At 48.6% G+C, this 17031-nt stretch carries 14 protein-coding genes; 5 read left to right on the forward strand and 9 right to left on the reverse strand.

From position 1 onward, the window contains the following. The first annotated feature begins 74 nt into the window (after positions 1 to 74). Both VST71_03550 and VST71_03555 read left to right on the forward strand, forming a co-directional pair. Positions 75 to 785, forward strand: a complete 711-nt coding sequence (locus VST71_03550; protein ID MEC4684793.1) for a response regulator transcription factor — start codon at positions 75 to 77, stop codon at positions 783 to 785. Positions 786 to 799: 14 nt separating this feature from the next. Further along, on the forward strand, positions 800 to 2119 hold the full coding sequence (locus tag VST71_03555; protein MEC4684794.1) for an ATP-binding protein: 1320 nt from the start codon (positions 800 to 802) through the stop codon (positions 2117 to 2119). 9 nt (positions 2120 to 2128) lie between these two features. On the opposite strand, the gene VST71_03560 is transcribed toward VST71_03555, so the two are convergent. Beyond that, entirely contained in the window at positions 2129 to 2326 is a 198-nt protein-coding gene (locus tag VST71_03560; protein MEC4684795.1) for a zinc ribbon domain-containing protein, read from the reverse strand. Positions 2327 to 2390: 64 nt separating this feature from the next. Here VST71_03560 and VST71_03565 point away from each other — a divergent pair, with 64 nt between their 5' ends. Further along, positions 2391 to 3020 carry a helix-turn-helix domain-containing protein gene (locus tag VST71_03565; protein MEC4684796.1) on the forward strand — a complete coding sequence of 210 codons (630 nt, stop codon included), beginning with the start codon at positions 2391 to 2393 and terminating at the stop codon, positions 3018 to 3020. Here VST71_03565 and tgt read toward each other — a convergent pair. From tgt to VST71_03590, 5 genes are read right to left on the reverse strand one after another with little or no spacing between them, the layout of a single operon-like run. Further along, the gene (gene tgt, locus VST71_03570) at positions 3007 to 4146 is read right to left on the reverse strand and encodes a tRNA guanosine(34) transglycosylase Tgt (GenBank protein ID MEC4684797.1); all 1140 of its coding nucleotides are present in this window, start codon (positions 4144 to 4146) and stop codon (positions 3007 to 3009) included. The two genes, VST71_03565 and tgt, sit on opposite strands and share 14 nt — an antisense overlap. A 51-nt stretch (positions 4147 to 4197) precedes the next feature. Next, complete coding sequence (locus VST71_03575; GenBank protein ID MEC4684798.1) at positions 4198 to 5454, reverse strand: TolC family protein; 1257 nt, start codon at positions 5452 to 5454, stop codon at positions 4198 to 4200. Continuing rightward, positions 5451 to 8684, reverse strand: coding sequence for an efflux RND transporter permease subunit (locus VST71_03580; GenBank protein MEC4684799.1), 3234 nt, complete (start codon positions 8682 to 8684; stop codon positions 5451 to 5453). Before VST71_03580 ends, VST71_03575 begins: the two co-directional genes overlap by 4 nt. Then, positions 8681 to 9727 carry an HlyD family efflux transporter periplasmic adaptor subunit gene (locus tag VST71_03585; protein ID MEC4684800.1) on the reverse strand — a complete coding sequence of 349 codons (1047 nt, stop codon included), beginning with the start codon at positions 9725 to 9727 and terminating at the stop codon, positions 8681 to 8683. Before VST71_03585 ends, VST71_03580 begins: the two co-directional genes overlap by 4 nt. 32 nt (positions 9728 to 9759) lie before the next feature. Continuing rightward, complete coding sequence (locus VST71_03590; protein ID MEC4684801.1) at positions 9760 to 10812, reverse strand: mechanosensitive ion channel family protein; 1053 nt, start codon at positions 10810 to 10812, stop codon at positions 9760 to 9762. Between the two features lie 268 nt (positions 10813 to 11080). On the opposite strand from VST71_03590, the gene VST71_03595 reads away from it, so the two are divergent. Further along, positions 11081 to 12421, forward strand: a complete 1341-nt coding sequence (locus VST71_03595) for a glucose-6-phosphate isomerase (GenBank protein MEC4684802.1) — start codon at positions 11081 to 11083, stop codon at positions 12419 to 12421. 103 nt (positions 12422 to 12524) lie between these two features. Then, positions 12525 to 13379: a thermonuclease family protein gene (locus VST71_03600; GenBank protein MEC4684803.1), complete on the forward strand. Its 855-nt coding sequence runs from the start codon at positions 12525 to 12527 to the stop codon at positions 13377 to 13379. Between the two features lie 26 nt (positions 13380 to 13405). Here VST71_03600 and queC read toward each other — a convergent pair whose 3' ends face one another. The 3 genes from queC to VST71_03615 form a co-directional block, all read right to left on the reverse strand. Beyond that, complete coding sequence (queC, locus tag VST71_03605) at positions 13406 to 14110, reverse strand: 7-cyano-7-deazaguanine synthase QueC (GenBank protein ID MEC4684804.1); 705 nt, start codon at positions 14108 to 14110, stop codon at positions 13406 to 13408. A 202-nt stretch (positions 14111 to 14312) separates the two neighbouring features. After that, the gene (locus tag VST71_03610) at positions 14313 to 15359 is read right to left on the reverse strand and encodes a DUF4388 domain-containing protein (protein MEC4684805.1); all 1047 of its coding nucleotides are present in this window, start codon (positions 15357 to 15359) and stop codon (positions 14313 to 14315) included. Further along, positions 15350 to 17014, reverse strand: coding sequence for a hypothetical protein (locus VST71_03615; GenBank protein MEC4684806.1), 1665 nt, complete (start codon positions 17012 to 17014; stop codon positions 15350 to 15352). The genes VST71_03610 and VST71_03615 overlap by 10 nt, the downstream gene beginning before the upstream one ends. Positions 17015 to 17031 lie beyond the last annotated feature (17 nt).

Genomic DNA, 17031 nt, shown 5'->3' on the forward strand with positions numbered 1-17031 from the left:
TTGTTTATATATTTATTATGGTAAAATACGTTTAATTAATGTGAAAAAGCATTTATTGAAAAGAGGGGCTGGCAATGTCTAACAACAAACGTGTAATTATAGTTGACGATGAACCGGATATCATTGACCTTGTAGTATATAATCTCAGGAAAGAGGGGTTCGTCACAGACAGCGCCCGTAGTGGAACAGAGGCGTTAAAGAAGATCCGGGAGGGGAAATTTGACATTGTCATCCTTGACCTGATGCTTCCGGAGATGGACGGTCTGGAGTTGTGCAGGATTCTGAAGAAAGACCCCGCACTGTCGGATATGCCTATCATAATGTTGACTGCAAAGGGAGAAGAGATTGACAGGATATTGGGGCTTGAGCTTGGGGCCGATGACTATATTACAAAACCCTTCAGTCCGAGAGAGATGGTGGCACGGGTAAACGCAGTCCTCAGACGTTCCGGATTAAAAAGAGATGGCGGAGACGGCAAGGGTGTGCTGAAAATCGGCAACCTGGAGATTGACAGAGAGAAATACACTGTGAAAAAAAATGGCCTGCCCCTCTCCCTCAGCATCAGGGAATTCAAGCTGCTTCTCTATCTTGCCGAGAGGCCCGGGAGGGTTTTTAGCCGGGATTCACTGCTTGATGCGGTCTGGGGCGACGATGCCTATGTAGAGCCAAGGACTGTTGATGTTCATATAAGGAGGCTGCGGGAACGAGTGGAGGACAACCCGTCAACTCCGGCATATATCCTTACGAGAAGAGGAGTTGGTTACTATTTTGCTGAAGAGGTGTAGCCATATATAACATATTGCATGAAATCATTCTTCCCCTGGCACTGTTACTTATCCTCTATCTCCTGATAAGAGACATATACTTAAACAGAAAGATTAAGGAAATCACCGGTTTCATTCAGGAGCTATCGGAAGGAAATCTCAAAAAACGCCTCTTTCTTAAAAAGGGAGAAAAGTTTTCCGGGATTGTATCAGGTCTGAACAGGATAGCAGAGAGTTTTGAAGAAAAGATACACGAAGCAAATGAACAGAGCCACAGGTTGGAATCCACGCTGAAGAATCTTCCCGATGGCATTGTCCTTCTTGATAACAACGATGTGGTCAGGTTTGTTAATCCTGCCTTTGAAGCCCTTTTTAATGTTAAGTCGTCAAACCTCAGGGGCAGGGGCCTGAACGAGGTAATAAGGGTGCCTGAGCTTACCGAGTTAATCGGGATAATCAGGACGGACAGGTCTTTGAAAAAAGAGGCCTTCATCGAACCCATTGATAAATATCTCCTGATAAAGGCCATCCCCTTTTTTGGCAACAGTATCACTGAAAACAAGTCACATTCTTCGGCAAGCAGGGAGTATACAGGGGCAATGATCGTGTTCAGGGATATTACAGAAGGTAAAAGAACGGACGAGACAAGAAGGGATTTTGTTGCAAATGTCTCGCATGAACTCAAGACCCCAATAACCGCCATAAGGGGATTTACAGAAACCCTGCTTGACGGTGCAATAGAAGACAGGAATGATGCACTAAGGTTTCTTAATACCATAAAATCCCATACTGAAAGAATGGACCGTTTAATAGGAGACCTTATAAAACTCTCACGGATTGAATTTGGTGCAATGCCTCTTGAAAAAAGGTCACTCCCGCTTGAGCCCCTGGTTGACGATGTCTTTAAAGGTTTTGAAACACTTTGCCGTGGAAAGGGGATATCCCTTGAAAAGGATATGCAGAAGGGGTGCACAGAGATTGAGGCCGACCCCCACCGGCTGACACAGATACTTACAAACCTCATAGACAATGCCGTAAAGTTTACAGAGGCAGGCCGTGTGGCTGTAAAGGCCAGGAGGCAGGCCACGGGATACATAATCTCGGTTGAGGATACAGGCATGGGGATTCCAAAGAGGCATCTGTCAAGGCTTGGTGAAAGATTTTTCAGGGTTGACCCTTCACGTTCAAGAGAGCTTGGGGGGACAGGGCTTGGCCTTGCAATTGTAAAACACCTTGTAAGGGCTCATGGCTGGGAGATGAAGATAGAGAGCGAGGAGGGTAAGGGAACGGCTGTCAGGATACTGCTGCCTGAACCGGAACCTGCAGGGAAAAAGCTGAGCAACTGCTCAGCATGAAGAAGGGCCTCAGGTCCCGCCTGAAAAGCCTGAGCTCAGCCCCGGCAAGCCATCTCCGGAGGCAGAACAGGAAAAAGATGTGACAAGTTTTTTTATTTCACTTGAACCGCAACGGGGGCATATGGTATCCTTTTCTGTAGTTCCGATCCTCTGTAAGAGAGTAAAAGTCTCTTTGCATTTTATACATGTATATTCATATACCGGCATTTGAAAAAAACCTCCTTAGTCTATAAGTTTAGATACTTTTTATCTTATAAAAATAGAGGACCCTTTGTCAATATCTAAAGAAGAGATCTTACTGATAAGCTCGGACCCATCAACAACCGATATTGTAAAGACGACGTTCAGGCAGTCTGATATCGATGTAAAGGTGAAAAAAGACATTGCCTCGGGAGTCAAGGTATCAAGGGATTCACAGATTGTCCTGATTGACAGCCGATTATCCGATGGTGATTGTCTTGATTGCCTTCGGAGTCTCAATGACCTGAACACAGACCTCCTCTCCATAGTCATGATTGAAGATGGTAAAAGGAGGGCAGGAATCGATGCAATAATGGATAGCGCCTTTTCCTATACCATGAAGCCTGTAGACTGTGATGAGCTCAGGGCTGTAGTGGAGAGGGCATTTGAACTTAAAAGACTCAGGAAGGAGAGCCGAAGGCTCTATCACTGTACGGTTGAGGAGTTTTTGAGGCACAAACTCAAGGGCTACTTATCCCAGATACAGAAAGTGGGAGGTATCGCCCTTTATGACACGGTAATCTCAGAGGTTGAAAGGGCGCTGTTGACACTCGCCATGGAAAAGACAGAGGGGAATCAGCTCCAGGCATCAAAACTCCTTGGACTCAACCGAAATACGGTAAGAAACAAGATAAACAAATATAAAATCAAGAAGTTCTGAGCGTCTGAGACTGAAGAGTTACGAAATTCCTTTCAAGGGTATCTCTCCATTTTCGTTTAAATTCTGCAAACTTCCCCATCACAATGGAATCCCTCATCAGCCTGAAGAATCTCAGGTAAAAACTCAGGTTGTGTATGGTGTTCAACCTCATGGAAAGTATCTCCCTTGACAGATACATGTGCCTGAGATATGCACGCGAGAAATTCCGGCATGTATAACAGGAACACTCCGGGTCAAGTGGGGAAGGGTCCTCCTTGAACTCGGCCCTCTTGATGCTGATCCTCCCTGTTGAGGTAAATAGCGTTCCATTCCTTGCATTCCTTGTGGGCATCACACAATCAAAAATATCATAGCCGGCCTCTACGGCCTCAAGCACATCAAGGAGGTCGCCAATACCCATAAGATACCTCGGCTTCACAGCAGGCATTACAGGCCCCGTAGCATGAATTATCTCATACATTAATTCCTTGGGCTCTCCAACACTCAACCCCCCCGCAGCATACCCATCAAACCCTATCTCAACTATATCCTCAAGGCTTTTTAAGCGGAGGTCCCTGTAAGTGCTGCCCTGAAAAATGCCGAAAAGGGCCTGGGAAGAGCCTGCGGGATGAGCAGACCTGCACCTCTTTGCCCACGCTGTGGTCAGTCTCAGGGAATTCAGGGCATAATCATATGTGCTGGGGTAGGGGGTGCATTCATCAAAGGCCATGATTATATCGGCTCCAAGCGCCTGCTGTATCTCCATCGCCTTCTCAGGGCCTATGAAATGCAGGGAGCCGTCTATATGTGAACGGAACTCCACCCCGTCCCGCGTGATATTCCTCAGCCTCGATAGGCTGTATACCTGAAACCCCCCGCTGTCTGTAAGTACAGGCCCCGGCCAGCTTATGAACTTCTGAACCCCGCCGAGTCTTTTTATGGTCTCGTGTCCCGGCCTCAGGTAAAGGTGATAGGTGTTACAGAGCATCACCTCTGCACCTGCACCCCCAAGCTCCTCAGGGGAGATGGACTTTACAGTACCCAGGGTGCCTACAGGCATAAACTGGGGCGTGAGGACAAGCCCCCTCTCCGTCTCGATTATCCCTGCCCGTGAGTTGCCGTCGGATGCAATGACACTGAATTTCATAGCATCCTATTATAAACTAAATGCAACGGTTTTCAGCCGGGAACATCTCTCTCACTCCAGCAAGGCATCCGCCCGGATCAAGAGTTCGCGCTTGAGGTAGAAGAGCCTTGAGAGCCTGAACCGGGCCTCTGCATAGGCAAGGTTGAGCTCACCGAGTCGGGTGAGCGTTATTGTTCCTGCACGGTATTGCCCCCTGGCATCTTCATAGTTTTCTCCTGACAGGGCCACTGACTCCCGCTGCAGTTCTATCCTTCTGTCAACTGATGCAACGCTGACCTTCAAGTCCCTGACAAGACCGGCCAGCTCTTTTCTGGTCTTCTTTAGTTTATTGTCTGCAACACGCATCTCTGCCATAGTGGCGGCCTTGTTGCTGCTGACAAGACCGCCGTCAAGGACATTCCAAGTGAGCTGTATCCCTATATTCCATTCCTGATCCATCTGACCTATATATTCGTTGCTCGACCTGGCAGCAGTCACAAGCTGAAGTTCCGGCAGGTGCCCCCTCCTTGCAATCTCGTACCGGAGCCGGGAAGTTAAAAGATCGGCCCTAGCGAGTCTTATATCAAGCAGGTGATCCTGCTTGAAGGCATCCTCGAGTCTCTTCAGGCGTGTTTCAACCCCCCTTATGCTGTCAAGCCTGCCGCGGGGAACGAGGAGTTCTTCCCAGCCCGACCTGCCGATTGAGATATTAAAGTCAATAAGTGCCCTGTTGTAAGATTCTTCTCCGGTCTGCAGCTCTTCCATGGCATTATTGAGATTCAGCTTTGCCTGGCGCACATCAAGAGAAGTCACCATGCCGGCATTCCTGAGGTCTTCTGCATCCCTGAGCTCCTCTTCTCTCTGTGCTGTCCTGTCTTCCAGAATATCAAGAAGGGCTTTCTGAAAGAGGACGCTGTGAAAGGCTATCCTGACCTGTCTCCGGATCTCTCTCTTCCCGGACTTTTCACTGAATTCCGATAGCCTGTAGAGGTTTTCCTTAAGATCCAGACTCCTCAATACCCTGCCGCCTGTCCAGAGCACCTGACTTGCCTCTATTGAGGCGGACTTAAGCCAGTGGGGTGTCTCAAAGCCGGGGAACCATTCGACGGTACTGTAATTCCGTAAATACCTTGCCCCGATTCTTGCCTGAGGTTTGACAAAGGCAACCCCTCTCCTGGCATCAGCCCTTAAGGCCTCCGATGACTGGACAGTAATCCTGACGGCCTCTGAATCTTCAAGGGCAAGTTTCAGGGCCTCTTCAAGTGTTATAGTGCGGGCAACAGAGGGAAGAAGGAGTATCAGCAGTAATACAAGAAATTTAATCTTCAAGTCTGCACCTCCTTGTCATGCCTCCCGGAGACCCTCCGCAGAAAGAGCCTGAGGGTCTCGGAAAGTTCATACTCAACCGGGACAATAAGCAGTGTAAGCAGTGTAGCGCTCGATAGCCCCGTTACGAATGCAGTGGCCATGGGCGCCCACGCAACAGACTTGCTCGGAATGCCTATCGCCATCGGCAGGAGCCCCAGCATGGTGGTGACTGTAGTGATCAGCACAGGACGCATCCTTACACTGCACGCCTCTATTACGGCCTCCCGCAGCGGAGTACCGGCCCTCCGCCTCCTGTTCATAAAATCTATGAGTATGAGGGAGTCGTTAACTGCAACACCTGCCAGGCCGACAACGGCAAGAAAGCTCCCGATCGTGAAGGTCGACCTGGTAATGAACATCCCGAACACAACGCCTATAAGGGCAAAGGCAACGGCAGAGATGATGATCATTGGCTGGAAATAATCCTTGAACTGGGAGGAGAGCACCATGTAGATACAGAGCAGGGCGATGAAAAAAGCAAAGACCAGTGAGGTGTATGCCCGCTTTGTGGACTCAAATTCACCGCCGAAACTTATGGTGACCCCCGGATGCTCTCCGGCAATGTTTTCGAAGAATCTCTTGACAAGCACCTGCACCCTGCTTGTGGAGAGGTTTGCCCCTGACTTGATATCCGAAGAGATGGTGATGGTCGGTTTTCCGTTGTATCTGGTCCTTATAGTGGGTTCGTTCAGGTACTTCATCTCAACGAGGTCTCTGAGAAGCACAGGTGAGGAGCTGTTCTCAATTACAGGCACGGCCAATATGTCGGCTGGCTCGGAGATGCCGGTCCCCCTGCTGTTGCCAGGGTCATCCGCCCTTGCAAGCCGCACCAGGAGGTCCACCTCCTCGCCCCTGCTCCTGAACTCGCCTGCGTATCTGCCGTTTAACGCGCCTGCCACAAGAGAAGTTGCAGCCCGGGGAGTGAGGCCGTATTCAAAGACGGCCTCCTGTCTGGGAATGTATTTGACAACCCTCTGGTTCGTTGCCCTGTTGTCCTCAAGGCCCTGCAGGCCTGAAAACTCCTCACCCGATCCAAGGTATTGTTTCAAGGCGTCTGCAGCCCTTATCACTTCGCCCATGGTATTACCGGAGATCCTGATGTTAACGGCCTTTCCGGTTGGCGGACCCGTGTTTTCAGGGAAGACCTTCAGGTATGGTTTCAGTCCGGGATCGCCGTATTTCCGGTCAATAAAATCGTTCACCTTTTCCCGGATAAAATCAAGATGGAGCATCAGGTCGTTACCGGGATTTTCGGGAAAATCCCTCTCTTTCTCCTCCGGCAGGGTCACTACCACCTGCCCGTAGCGATGGCCTGAATGGAGTGAATAGTCCTCATCCTCGTAGAACCCGGCAGCCCCTGATGTTGCAAGGGCCTGTTTACTGCCCATTGACACGATAAACCGCGACAGATCCCTCACTACGGCATCCGTCCTCTCTATGGACGTGCCCGCGGGCATGATGACGGCAAGGTGGTACCTGAAGTAACTGCCGGGGAAAAACTTCACATTGATGAGGGGTACAATACCTGTGACGGAAAGGCCGAGGATCAGGAGTGCAAGCAGAAAAATCCCCGAAACAGTCACCATGGTTGCAGCCTTGTGCTCAAGGAGTATATCGAGAATCCTCCGGTAGAGCCCCCAGAGGGGGGTAAATATAGCTGAGGTGAGGTGATGGGAATTGCCTTTATTATCTGCTGCAGGGCGCACTATTCTTTTCGGGCCCCAGTCGAGTATATGTATGGGCAGGATAAAAAGCGCCTCAAAGAGTGAGGCGGCAAGGGCGTAGGATACGGCCTTTGGTATTACGCTGAAGAAATCCCCTGTACTGCCGGTCATGATCAGCATGGGGACAAAGGCGAGTATGGTTGTGAGTGACGAACTGATGACCGGCAGCATCACCTCCGAGACACCGTCTATCACAGCCTCTTTCTGGGGTTTGCCCATCTGCATATGGCGGTAGACATTCTCCAGAATGATTACTGCATCGTCAACGATAATACCGGAGACGAGGACGAAAGAGAAAAGGCTTATCGTGTTGATGGATTGACCGGTTACTTTAATAAGTATGATTGCGCAGAGAAAGGAGAAGGGAATGCCGATTGCAGTCAGCATGGCATTTCTGAACCCCAGGGTAATCCAGAGCACTATGGTTACAAGGACCATGCCAAACAGCATGTTGCCGCTGAGGGTCCTGACCGAGTCCTTTATCTCGATGGTGGAGTCATTTGTAAACTCAATGGTGACATCGTCCCTGGCATGGGTCTTTTCAAAACGCCGGGAGAGGTCCTTGACCGCCTCGGCGATCCTGATCGAGTTGCCGCTGTCCTCCTTTTTGACGAGGAGCCTCAAGGTATTGAGGCCGTTGGTAGAGGAAATCACATCCGGATCCCTGTAGCTTATCGCAGCACTTGTTACAAGGTCTCCCACGCGGAGGAAGTTTGCATCTCCGTCACGTCGCACAACTACATCCAGTACCTCCTGCTGGGAGGAAAGCCTGCTGCCCGCCTCAAGCATAAACTCGGTGCTGCCTTCCCTGAACCTCCCTGTTGGAATCTTTGTGTTGGCCGACCCGACTGCATCTGCAACCTGGTCAAATGTAATGCCGGACCTGCGCAGTTTTTCAGGGTCCAGGGAGACATGGAACTCCTTTTCGTATTCCCCTGAAAGTGTAACCTCCCGCACACCCGGAATACCGAGGATGCCTGCCTTGAGCTCCCCTGCCAGGAGTTTCAGGCTCCTGTTCGGGATATCCCCCACTATGTTTACGGCAACAACCGGCATCCACATCTGGGTGTCGGCATACAGGAAGAGGGGTTCATCAACCTCAGGGGGCAACTCGTTCCTGATGTTCAATACCCTGAACCTCAATTCATCATAGAGGGCCCTGTAATCAGTGTCGTCAATGAACTTTACCTCTACGGTGGAATAGTTCCGCAGTGACCTCGACTGGATATACTCAACGTTTTTAATCCCGTCCAGGGCGTCTTCTATCCTGCTGGTGACCAGGCTTTCCACGTCATCAGCCGAGGCACCGTAATAGACCGTGGTTATAAAAACCCTCCCCATATCAACGGGGGGCATATTCTCCACAGGTGTGGTAAAAAGGCTGAAGATTCCCGCCACAATAAAGAGAACAAATACGATATTGAGGAAGACAGCCTGTCTAATTGTATAGCGGACTACCCTCTTCATCTCTGCCCTGCAGCAAAGAGTTCAGTGCCCGGGACAAGGCGTTCGTCTGCCGCCACTCTCAGGTAATCACCAAATTCGCCAAGGGGCGTGAGCTTTACGACCTCACCCGTCTCCTTTACAGTCACTGTGGGGTTTTCGTAACGGCTGGTAACAGCGGGTTTGGGGATAAAAAGGCCTTCTGAGCGAATCTGGAGTGGCAGAACAAACATGAGCCCGCCCCTTCCCTGACCACGGAAATCCCGGATTACCAACTCTACATTCAGCTTCCTTGTCTTTTCATCAAACTCTGGGTTGATCCACTTGAGAGACGCCTTAACCGGCACCCCTTCAAGTTCAGCATCAAACTCTTCAGTAAGGGACTCGATGGCTGAAAGCTCCTCACTTGATAAGGAGAATGGCACAACAAGCCCGCTGTAGTCGGAGACCTCAGCAAGAGGAGTCCCCGGCTGAATAACTTCTCCAGGCTCGACCATCCGTTTCGTGACAATCCATCCCCCGGGTGCATAGATGTTGTGACGGAGCTTCCGCTCCGACAGCTCTCTTAATACAGTTTTCTGGACTGCCCTCTCCTGAACCGTTGAATCAAGTTCAAGCCTTGCCTGTTCAAGCTCCTGGGCAGCAGCGTCCCTCTTGACCCCTGTAGCCCTCTCCCTCCTGTAAAGGGTATCAACCCTGAGGAATTCCTTTTCAAGATAGGCAACCCTCACCTGCATCCTTTTCAGGGCTATATCCAGCTTTTTTATAAACTGCTCTGTTTTTTCTATCTCAAGATCAATAAAGGTTGGCTCTATCTCTATAAAGGGTTTCTTGCCGACTGCTTGCCCCACATCATAATTGACACTGAAAACCCTTCCCGGGACCTCTGAGGATACGGTCATGGATCGTTCCTTCCTGGTATAACCGATCAGCCTGATATCTTTGCTTGCCCTCCTGACGAGCAGCCTGTTTTCAGCAGGCACTGAAATATCCTTACTGTCCACCCCGGCAACGGTGACAGCGGGACAGAACAAGACAAACATCAGAAAGAAAGCAATATAACGCATCGTATCTCTCCTTAAAGATTGCCCTTTTCAGCTCACGCTTTAGTTATAAATAATGTCTGTGTCGGATATGCAAACTCGATTCCGCGTTTCTCAAACTCTTCCTTGATCTGAAAATTAATCTCCTGCTGGATATCCATATACTTGTTGTAGTCACTGCTGAGAACATTATAGACTACCTCGAAGTTGAGACTGAAGTCTCCAAAAGAAGAGAAGTGAGCACGGTCAAAGGCAGTAAGGTCGATATTCTTTATAATCCCGGAAATAACCTTGGGGATCTCCTTCACCTCCTGCAGGCCCGTTTGATAGGTGACTCCCAGACTGAAAACCACGCGGCGCTTGTTCATCCTCTTGTAGTTACGCACACGGGAATTGGTAAGGTCTGTATTGGAAAAGATTACCTGCTCTCCGCTGAGACTCCGGATCCGGGTAGTCTTGATTCCCACATGTTCGATGGTTCCCAGGTAATCTCCAACAATAATAAAGTCACCTATCTTGAACGGCCGGTCAAACAGTATGGCAAAGTAACTGAAGAGGTCGCCCAAAACCGTCTGAGCTGCCAGAGCAACCGCTACACCACCAATCCCCAGTCCTGCAATTACCGTGGAGATCTTAAATCCCAGGTTATCCAGGAGGAAAGTGATGGCAATTCCCCAGATGATTACGTTTATTACCGGGAGTAATCCCTTGACACTGTACTTCCTGGTTGTATCCTCTTCCTTTTTGAGCCATACGCTCTCTATCGCGTAATTTACTATTGCCACTATGAAACGGACGCTGAAGATGGTGAGAAGGACCGCTATAACGATATCAAAGGCCTTGGTGAATGAGAGCCCCAGGGTCAGGGTGTGTATGGATAGATAAATCACACCGAAATAGAAGACCGGAACCAGTTTGCTATCGACAATCCGTACAAAAAAATCATCCAGGGTGGTGGTGGTCTTGTCAGCCCAGACCTTGAGCCGCTTTATAATAATACGCTTCAAGACCATGACTACAAGAACACCGACAACGAGAATCGCAAGACTGACGAGATAATCCGATATGGTGTTGCTGAAAAAAGTCCGCTGCATGATATCCTCGATCATACTAACCCCTCCTGACATTCAGACTGTAAGGTTTATAAAAGCCGGGGCATCCATCCAAAAAACCCCGCAATAATTATTTGAAGTAAATAATAACACTTAATCCCCCTTTTTAAGAAGTGTAGAGGCAGCCCTCCAGGAAGTTATTGATAACAGCCCATGTTGTATTATTACGACCAATGCCCTTAATGTATGATATAATGCTTAATAATATATTGCTCTGTCCCGGTCGGGCTTCGGGAGACACTATCATCTTTTTGGGGAGGAACTCATGATCTCGCTTAATTTTGCAAATGTAATGGAAGAGGTTATAGGGGAAAAGGGTCTGTCTGAAAGAGAAATCGAGGCTCTAAGAAGCAAGGGGCAGGATGCCCTTGGGCAGCTGGTGCAGAGAAAGTGGCCGGAGCTTGCCTTTCTTGACCTACCTGACGGAGATACGGAAAAGATAAAGGAAATTGCACTCAGGATAAAGGACGACTCGGAGTTTTTTCTTTTACTCGGGATAGGCGGCTCAGCCCTGGGACCAAAGTCCATCCTTGAGGCCCTGAGTCCATTCCACAACCTCAGAAAAACCCCAAAGGTCTTTATCTACGACAATGTCGACCCCAGAACCCTTTCAGGCATCCTCTCCATAACAGACCTCAAAAAGACGACTGTAAACGTAATTACGAAATCCGGCAGCACTGCCGAGACCGTAGCCTCCTTTATGATACTCTGGGAAGAGATGGAAAAGGTCCTCGGCAAAAAGATATCCGGGAGGTTTGTGGCTACTACTGATCCTGAAAAGGGCAATCTTAGGGAAATAGTAAAACGTTACGGGCTGGAATCACTCCCCATCCCCCCTGGTGTTGGAGGCAGGTATTCGGTATTGAGCGCAGTGGGTCTCCTGCTCGCAGAGGTTATCGGGGTGGATTCAAGAGCGCTCCTTAAGGGAGCACGGGATATGAGGGAGAAGTGCCTGGAGGAGGACCTGTGGAAAAATCCAGCCCTCCTCATGTCGTTCATCCTTTACCTTTTGAAGACTGAAGCAGGAAGGAATATAGATGTTATCATCCCCTACGCCGATGGACTGAAGCCATTTTCAGAATGGTTCTGTCAGCTATGGGCAGAGAGTCTCGGCAAGCTTGGCATGGGACTGACTCCCTATCCCTCTGTTGGAACCACTGATCAGCACTCCCAGTTACAGCTCTGGGTGGAAGGCCCTGAAGACAAGGTGGTTATCTTCGTCAGGATAGAAGATTACGGTGTGGATATAAAGACACCGCACATATTTGAGGATATGGAGGGTCTTAATTACCTCTGTGGACACTCCCTCTCTGAACTCATAAAGGCTGAAGAGGAGTCTTCAGAGCTTGCACTGGCAAAGGCTGGAAGACCAAACCTTACCGTAAACATGCCTGCCATCGACGCCTATCACCTGGGACAGCTCTTTATCTACTTTGAGATTGTTACGTCCCTCACAGGATTTCTCCTCGGCGTTAATCCCTTTAATCAGCCGGGGGTTGAAGAGGGGAAAAACCTCACCTACGGCATGATGGGCAAAAAAGGATTTGAGGAGAGGCGTAAAGAGGTTGAGTCCGCAAGGGAGAAAAAGCTCTGCTGGAGGGTCTGAGTAAAGAGTTTGGGTTATCCGTTGCTCAGGACGTGATGCAGAAGTTTTTAATTGTCACCCTGAATTTATTTCAGGGTCTCGTAGTTTAGGGGCTCCTGGTATAATGAGCAAGAGAAATACCGGATATTTACTGTTGACCCTGCTCGCCCTGTGGCTGATTACATTTTCATGGACAACCCCCTCAAATGCTGCCGGCTCAGGTTGCGAGTACGTTTACGTCAAAAAGGTTATTGACGGAGATACGTTTGTCATCGAAAACAATGAGCGGGTAAGGCTTATCGGAATTGACACCCCTGAGACAGTTGACCCGCGGGTTGATGTAGCGTGGTTTGGCAAGGAGGCATCCGGAAAACTGAAGGCCCTTATCAAAGGGAAGAGGGTATGTCTTAAGAGGGACAGGGACCGCACAATCAAACGGGGCAAATACAATCGCCTTCTCCGTTATGCCTGGGTGGATGACACCTTTATCAACAAGGAGCTCCTGTTGCAGGGCTATGCCTTTGCATATACAAGATACCCGTTTCAGTACCTGGAAGATTTCAGGAGATACCAGGAGATTGCGCGGCGCAAAGGGGTGGGACTCTGGAACAGGGAAAAACAGCTCAGGTGGGAAGAGACAAGGAGAAAAAGACTTGCCCTCTCAGAGACCTGTGGAAGAGACGGCCTGCTCTGTCCAGGTGATGCAGGAAATTTTATTGGACAGCAGAAGACCGTACGTTTCCTTGTCAGAAAGGCCCACGATATCGGTGACAGGGTATTTCTTAATAGTGAGAATGATTACAGACTCGATAAAAACTTCACTGTAATGATAATGAAATCCCCGGACTACGCAGCCCTTGATCCTGTAAATCTCTTTCTCGGCAAGGTAGTTGATGTAAAAGGGACTATAAAGCTGTATAACGGAAGGGCTGAAATCATAGTTTACGACCTGTCCCGGATATCCATAGTGCAGCCCTGATTCTGTGTATAAATCACGGTCATTTGTCATTCCCGCAAGAGGAGCGGGTCTTTGAGCCCTGCCTCTGAAAATCCCTTCTCCCTGAATTTGCAGCTGTCACATCTCAGGCACGGTCTGCCGTCAGGTGCAGGGTCATAGCAGCTCCAGGTGAGGGCATAATCAAACCCGAGCTCCGTACCCCGCCTGATTATCTCCCCTTTGGTCAGATACAACAGCGGGGCCAGGATACGGAATTTAATTTTACCCTCAACAGAGGCCTTGGTTGCAAGGTTTGCCATCGCCTCAAAGGCATGGAGATATTCGGGTCTGCAGTCAGGATAGCCGCTGTAGTCCACGGCATTGGCGCCAATAAAAATATCCCCTGCCTCAAGCACCTCCGCCCAGCCAAGGGCAAAGGAGAGGAATATGGTATTTCGGGCAGGGACATAGGTGATGGGGATTGACGATTGGTTGAACTCTAACTTCCGACCTGCGGCCTCGGCCTTGTGCTTTGGCACCTCGATCTCACTGGTCAGGGCCGAGCCCCCTATCTCCCGGAGGTCAAAACGGGTTACAAGGTGCTTTTTTACATCAAGGGCTTCTGCCACCTTTTTGGCAGACTCGATCTCCCTGCGGTGTCTCTGGCTGTAATCGAAAGTGAGGGTATAACACTCATATCCCTCAGACCTTGCAATCGCAAGGGTTGTGGAGGAGTCTATCCCGCCGCTTAGAAGTATGACTGCCTTTTTCATGTTTAAGATTTTTTATCCGCAGATTACGCAGATTTCTCAGATTTAAAATAAGATCAATATTGTTTCAGAATTCTAAAAAAGAGACCCTGAAATAAATTCAGGGTGACATCTTTCAATGTTTTTATTTTAGTTTCGAGTATTTCAAGTTTAATCTGAGAAATCTGCGTAATCTGCGGATGACTAAGTTTTGTCCTGCTTCATCTCAAAATATATCATCACCTGTATCCGGTTTTCCGTCCGGACCTGCACTGAAGAGTTTGTATCCATTGCCCGTAAGCAGATAGACATACGGGTTTCCCCATGGATCCGTTGCATTGTCAACCGGGATATTCTCGGGATAGTATCCTGTTTTTATCCTGTATGATTCAACTGACAACCGGATGAACTCTAATTTATTGGAGGCCTCAAGCCTGTCAACCAATGGAAGGTTCCTGACTGTAGCGGGTGCAAATGAGACGGCAAAGCCAAGGATTATAAGCAACGGAATAAGGTAAGTCATCACAGCCGACAGGTTTCTCTTTTTTGCAGGTTCTACTGCAACCTCCTTCGCCTCTTCAATGGGGGAAATCAGACCTTTTTCCAGCAATGAAACAAGGGTCTTGGAGATACTGAAATCATCCTTTCCCGAAAGTTCAATTATGGTGCTTACATCGTTCTCTCCATCTACGAGATTCAGGGCCTCCTCTTCTTCTTCCGAGAGTTCTGCTTCCACTGCCTTGTCCACCTTCTCAAAAACAGTGTCAAGAGTGAGTGTGCCCTCGATGATTGACCACTCATCTACAATCCTCAACCCCTCCATGAGCAGGTGCTGCGTATCAAGGGAAATGCCAAGGTTCTTATCTATCGGCACCCCCTGGGGAGTGAACTCATAAGTCCCTTTCTTCCATGTAAACATCTGTACGATCTGATCTGTAATCTGGTGGGTGATTATATCTACAAGAATTTCTTTTGGTACAAGATTCTCCTGAATGAGGAGACTTCCGAGTCTTGTTCCACTCTGAGCCTGTCTCTGGAGTAAATCCTTCAACTTTTCTTCCTTGAGGATGCCCTTTTTTATCAGTATATTACCGATACGATTCTCCTCGGGTCTCTTGGCTGACCTTGCGGCAACAATATTGCCTTCGTGGAAGTATATCTTTATGGTATCCACCGGACCTTCAATCTCAAGGATTCCTGTTTTTTTCTGGAAATAGATTAGCTGCAGGATATCCGCAAGACCGAACTCCTTTATTGAGCCTGTTAAAGCCATCCTTTTTTCAGCCTCCTGATTGTATAAAGGTTACATGACAGATAAGATAATATCAGAATCAGGGAAAAGGCAAAAGTAAGCCAGCTATGACTGTATGGATATATATTAAACCTGAAGAATTCAGAGAAGATCAGCGCTGAAGCAGAGAAGAGAAAGATAAAGGAAAAAAAGATGCCGCTGAAGACCCTGCCAACGTAAAGCAGCGTTATCCCCGGAATTGTAAAGGCGAGGATATTAAGTATCCTGCGTCTCTTTTTAAGATAATTATGAGTCTTTACAATGGTATCAACCCTTTCAGCCGGGTTTGATTCAAAGGATATCATCGACCGGAAACATTCAGTACACATCCCCACCCTTGGCATACGTCTTTCACAGGCAGCACAGTAGAGTTTTCCGCACTTTTGACACCTCGTTGCCATTGCAGTTGAATCCCCGGACAGGAAGAGGATAGCTATTAATAAAAGTGAAAAGGCCATCAATACCAAAGGCCCATTCAGAGAAAAGATATTCACGTCTTTCAATCCCTGCCCCAATGCAAACGAAAGCAGTTCATTTGTAGATAGTCCCTCTCCCATAAGGGCAAGCGTTTTAGTGTCGTTACGTAATTCCCTGAATTGTGCAATCCTGTCAAAGTCCATATTCGAGGCCTGCTGGAAGTATCTGTCTCCGGCAGCGAAATCCAGCTTTTCCCTTGCCAGCATGCTCAGATTGTAATAGGCCGAGGGGAAAGGTTTAATGCTTATGGAAGTCTTATACATATCCACAGCCTTGTCCAGCCGCTTCATTACCGCATAGCAATTCCCGAGATTAATGTAAAACCTGGGGTCCTTTTTTAAGGAGATAAGCTGTCTGTATTCCTCGGCAGCAGCCCTGATCCTTCCCTCTCTCTGGAGCGCAAGGGCATAAGAAAATTTCAGAGGCACCTCTTCCTTATCCTTGAGTGTCTCAATTGCATAGATGTTACTCCTGCCTTCGTTAACTGCAACAGCAGCCTTTATCTCCGGAGAAGAACTTGCAGAAAGGTAAATATTCAGATAGGCAGTTGGCAGGGGCGCTAACATGAGCACAAGAAGCAGGAGATACCCCGCATATCTCGGTCTTCCCTTCAGGTGCAGGAAGGATAGAAAACATAGAGAGGCAAGAAAATAGTATGGCCCGAGCAGAGAAGGAATCAGCACAAGGAGATAAGCAGATGTCCTGGTATTTTCCTGTATTTCATGTGCCATGAGCGGTACATCAAGCGGCAACCTCGTTAAGGCAATAATGATGGGGACAAGTATAATGGCAGTCAGGAGCGCTCCTGATAATATGCCCGTAAGGTTGAAAAACCACCAGAAACTCCTGGGGTAAGCGGCTATGCCCTTAAAGAGATGGTTCAGGGAATGAAAGAACTTCTGCGGATGCAAGGAAAGGGTTTTATCGAAAAGCTCAAAATATGCGGCAGGGTCATTCGGAGACACCCTGATCGCCTCTTCAATCAGTTTAATGGATTCAGCCCCGGACTTCTTTCCGGCTTTCTCCAATAGAAGATACGAGTAAGTCTCAGGTGTTACCAGAGCTTCCTTTGTTGGAAGTTCCGCCCCAACTATCCGAGTAAAAAAGAGCTGGGTTAAAAAAAGTAAAAGGCTCAGAAAAAGAATAGCCGTTTTCTTCAAGCACATACCCCCGGGTA

Source organism: Nitrospirota bacterium (genome assembly GCA_035873375.1).
In the GTDB taxonomy this organism is placed as follows: Bacteria; Nitrospirota; Thermodesulfovibrionia; order Thermodesulfovibrionales; family JdFR-85; genus BMS3Bbin07.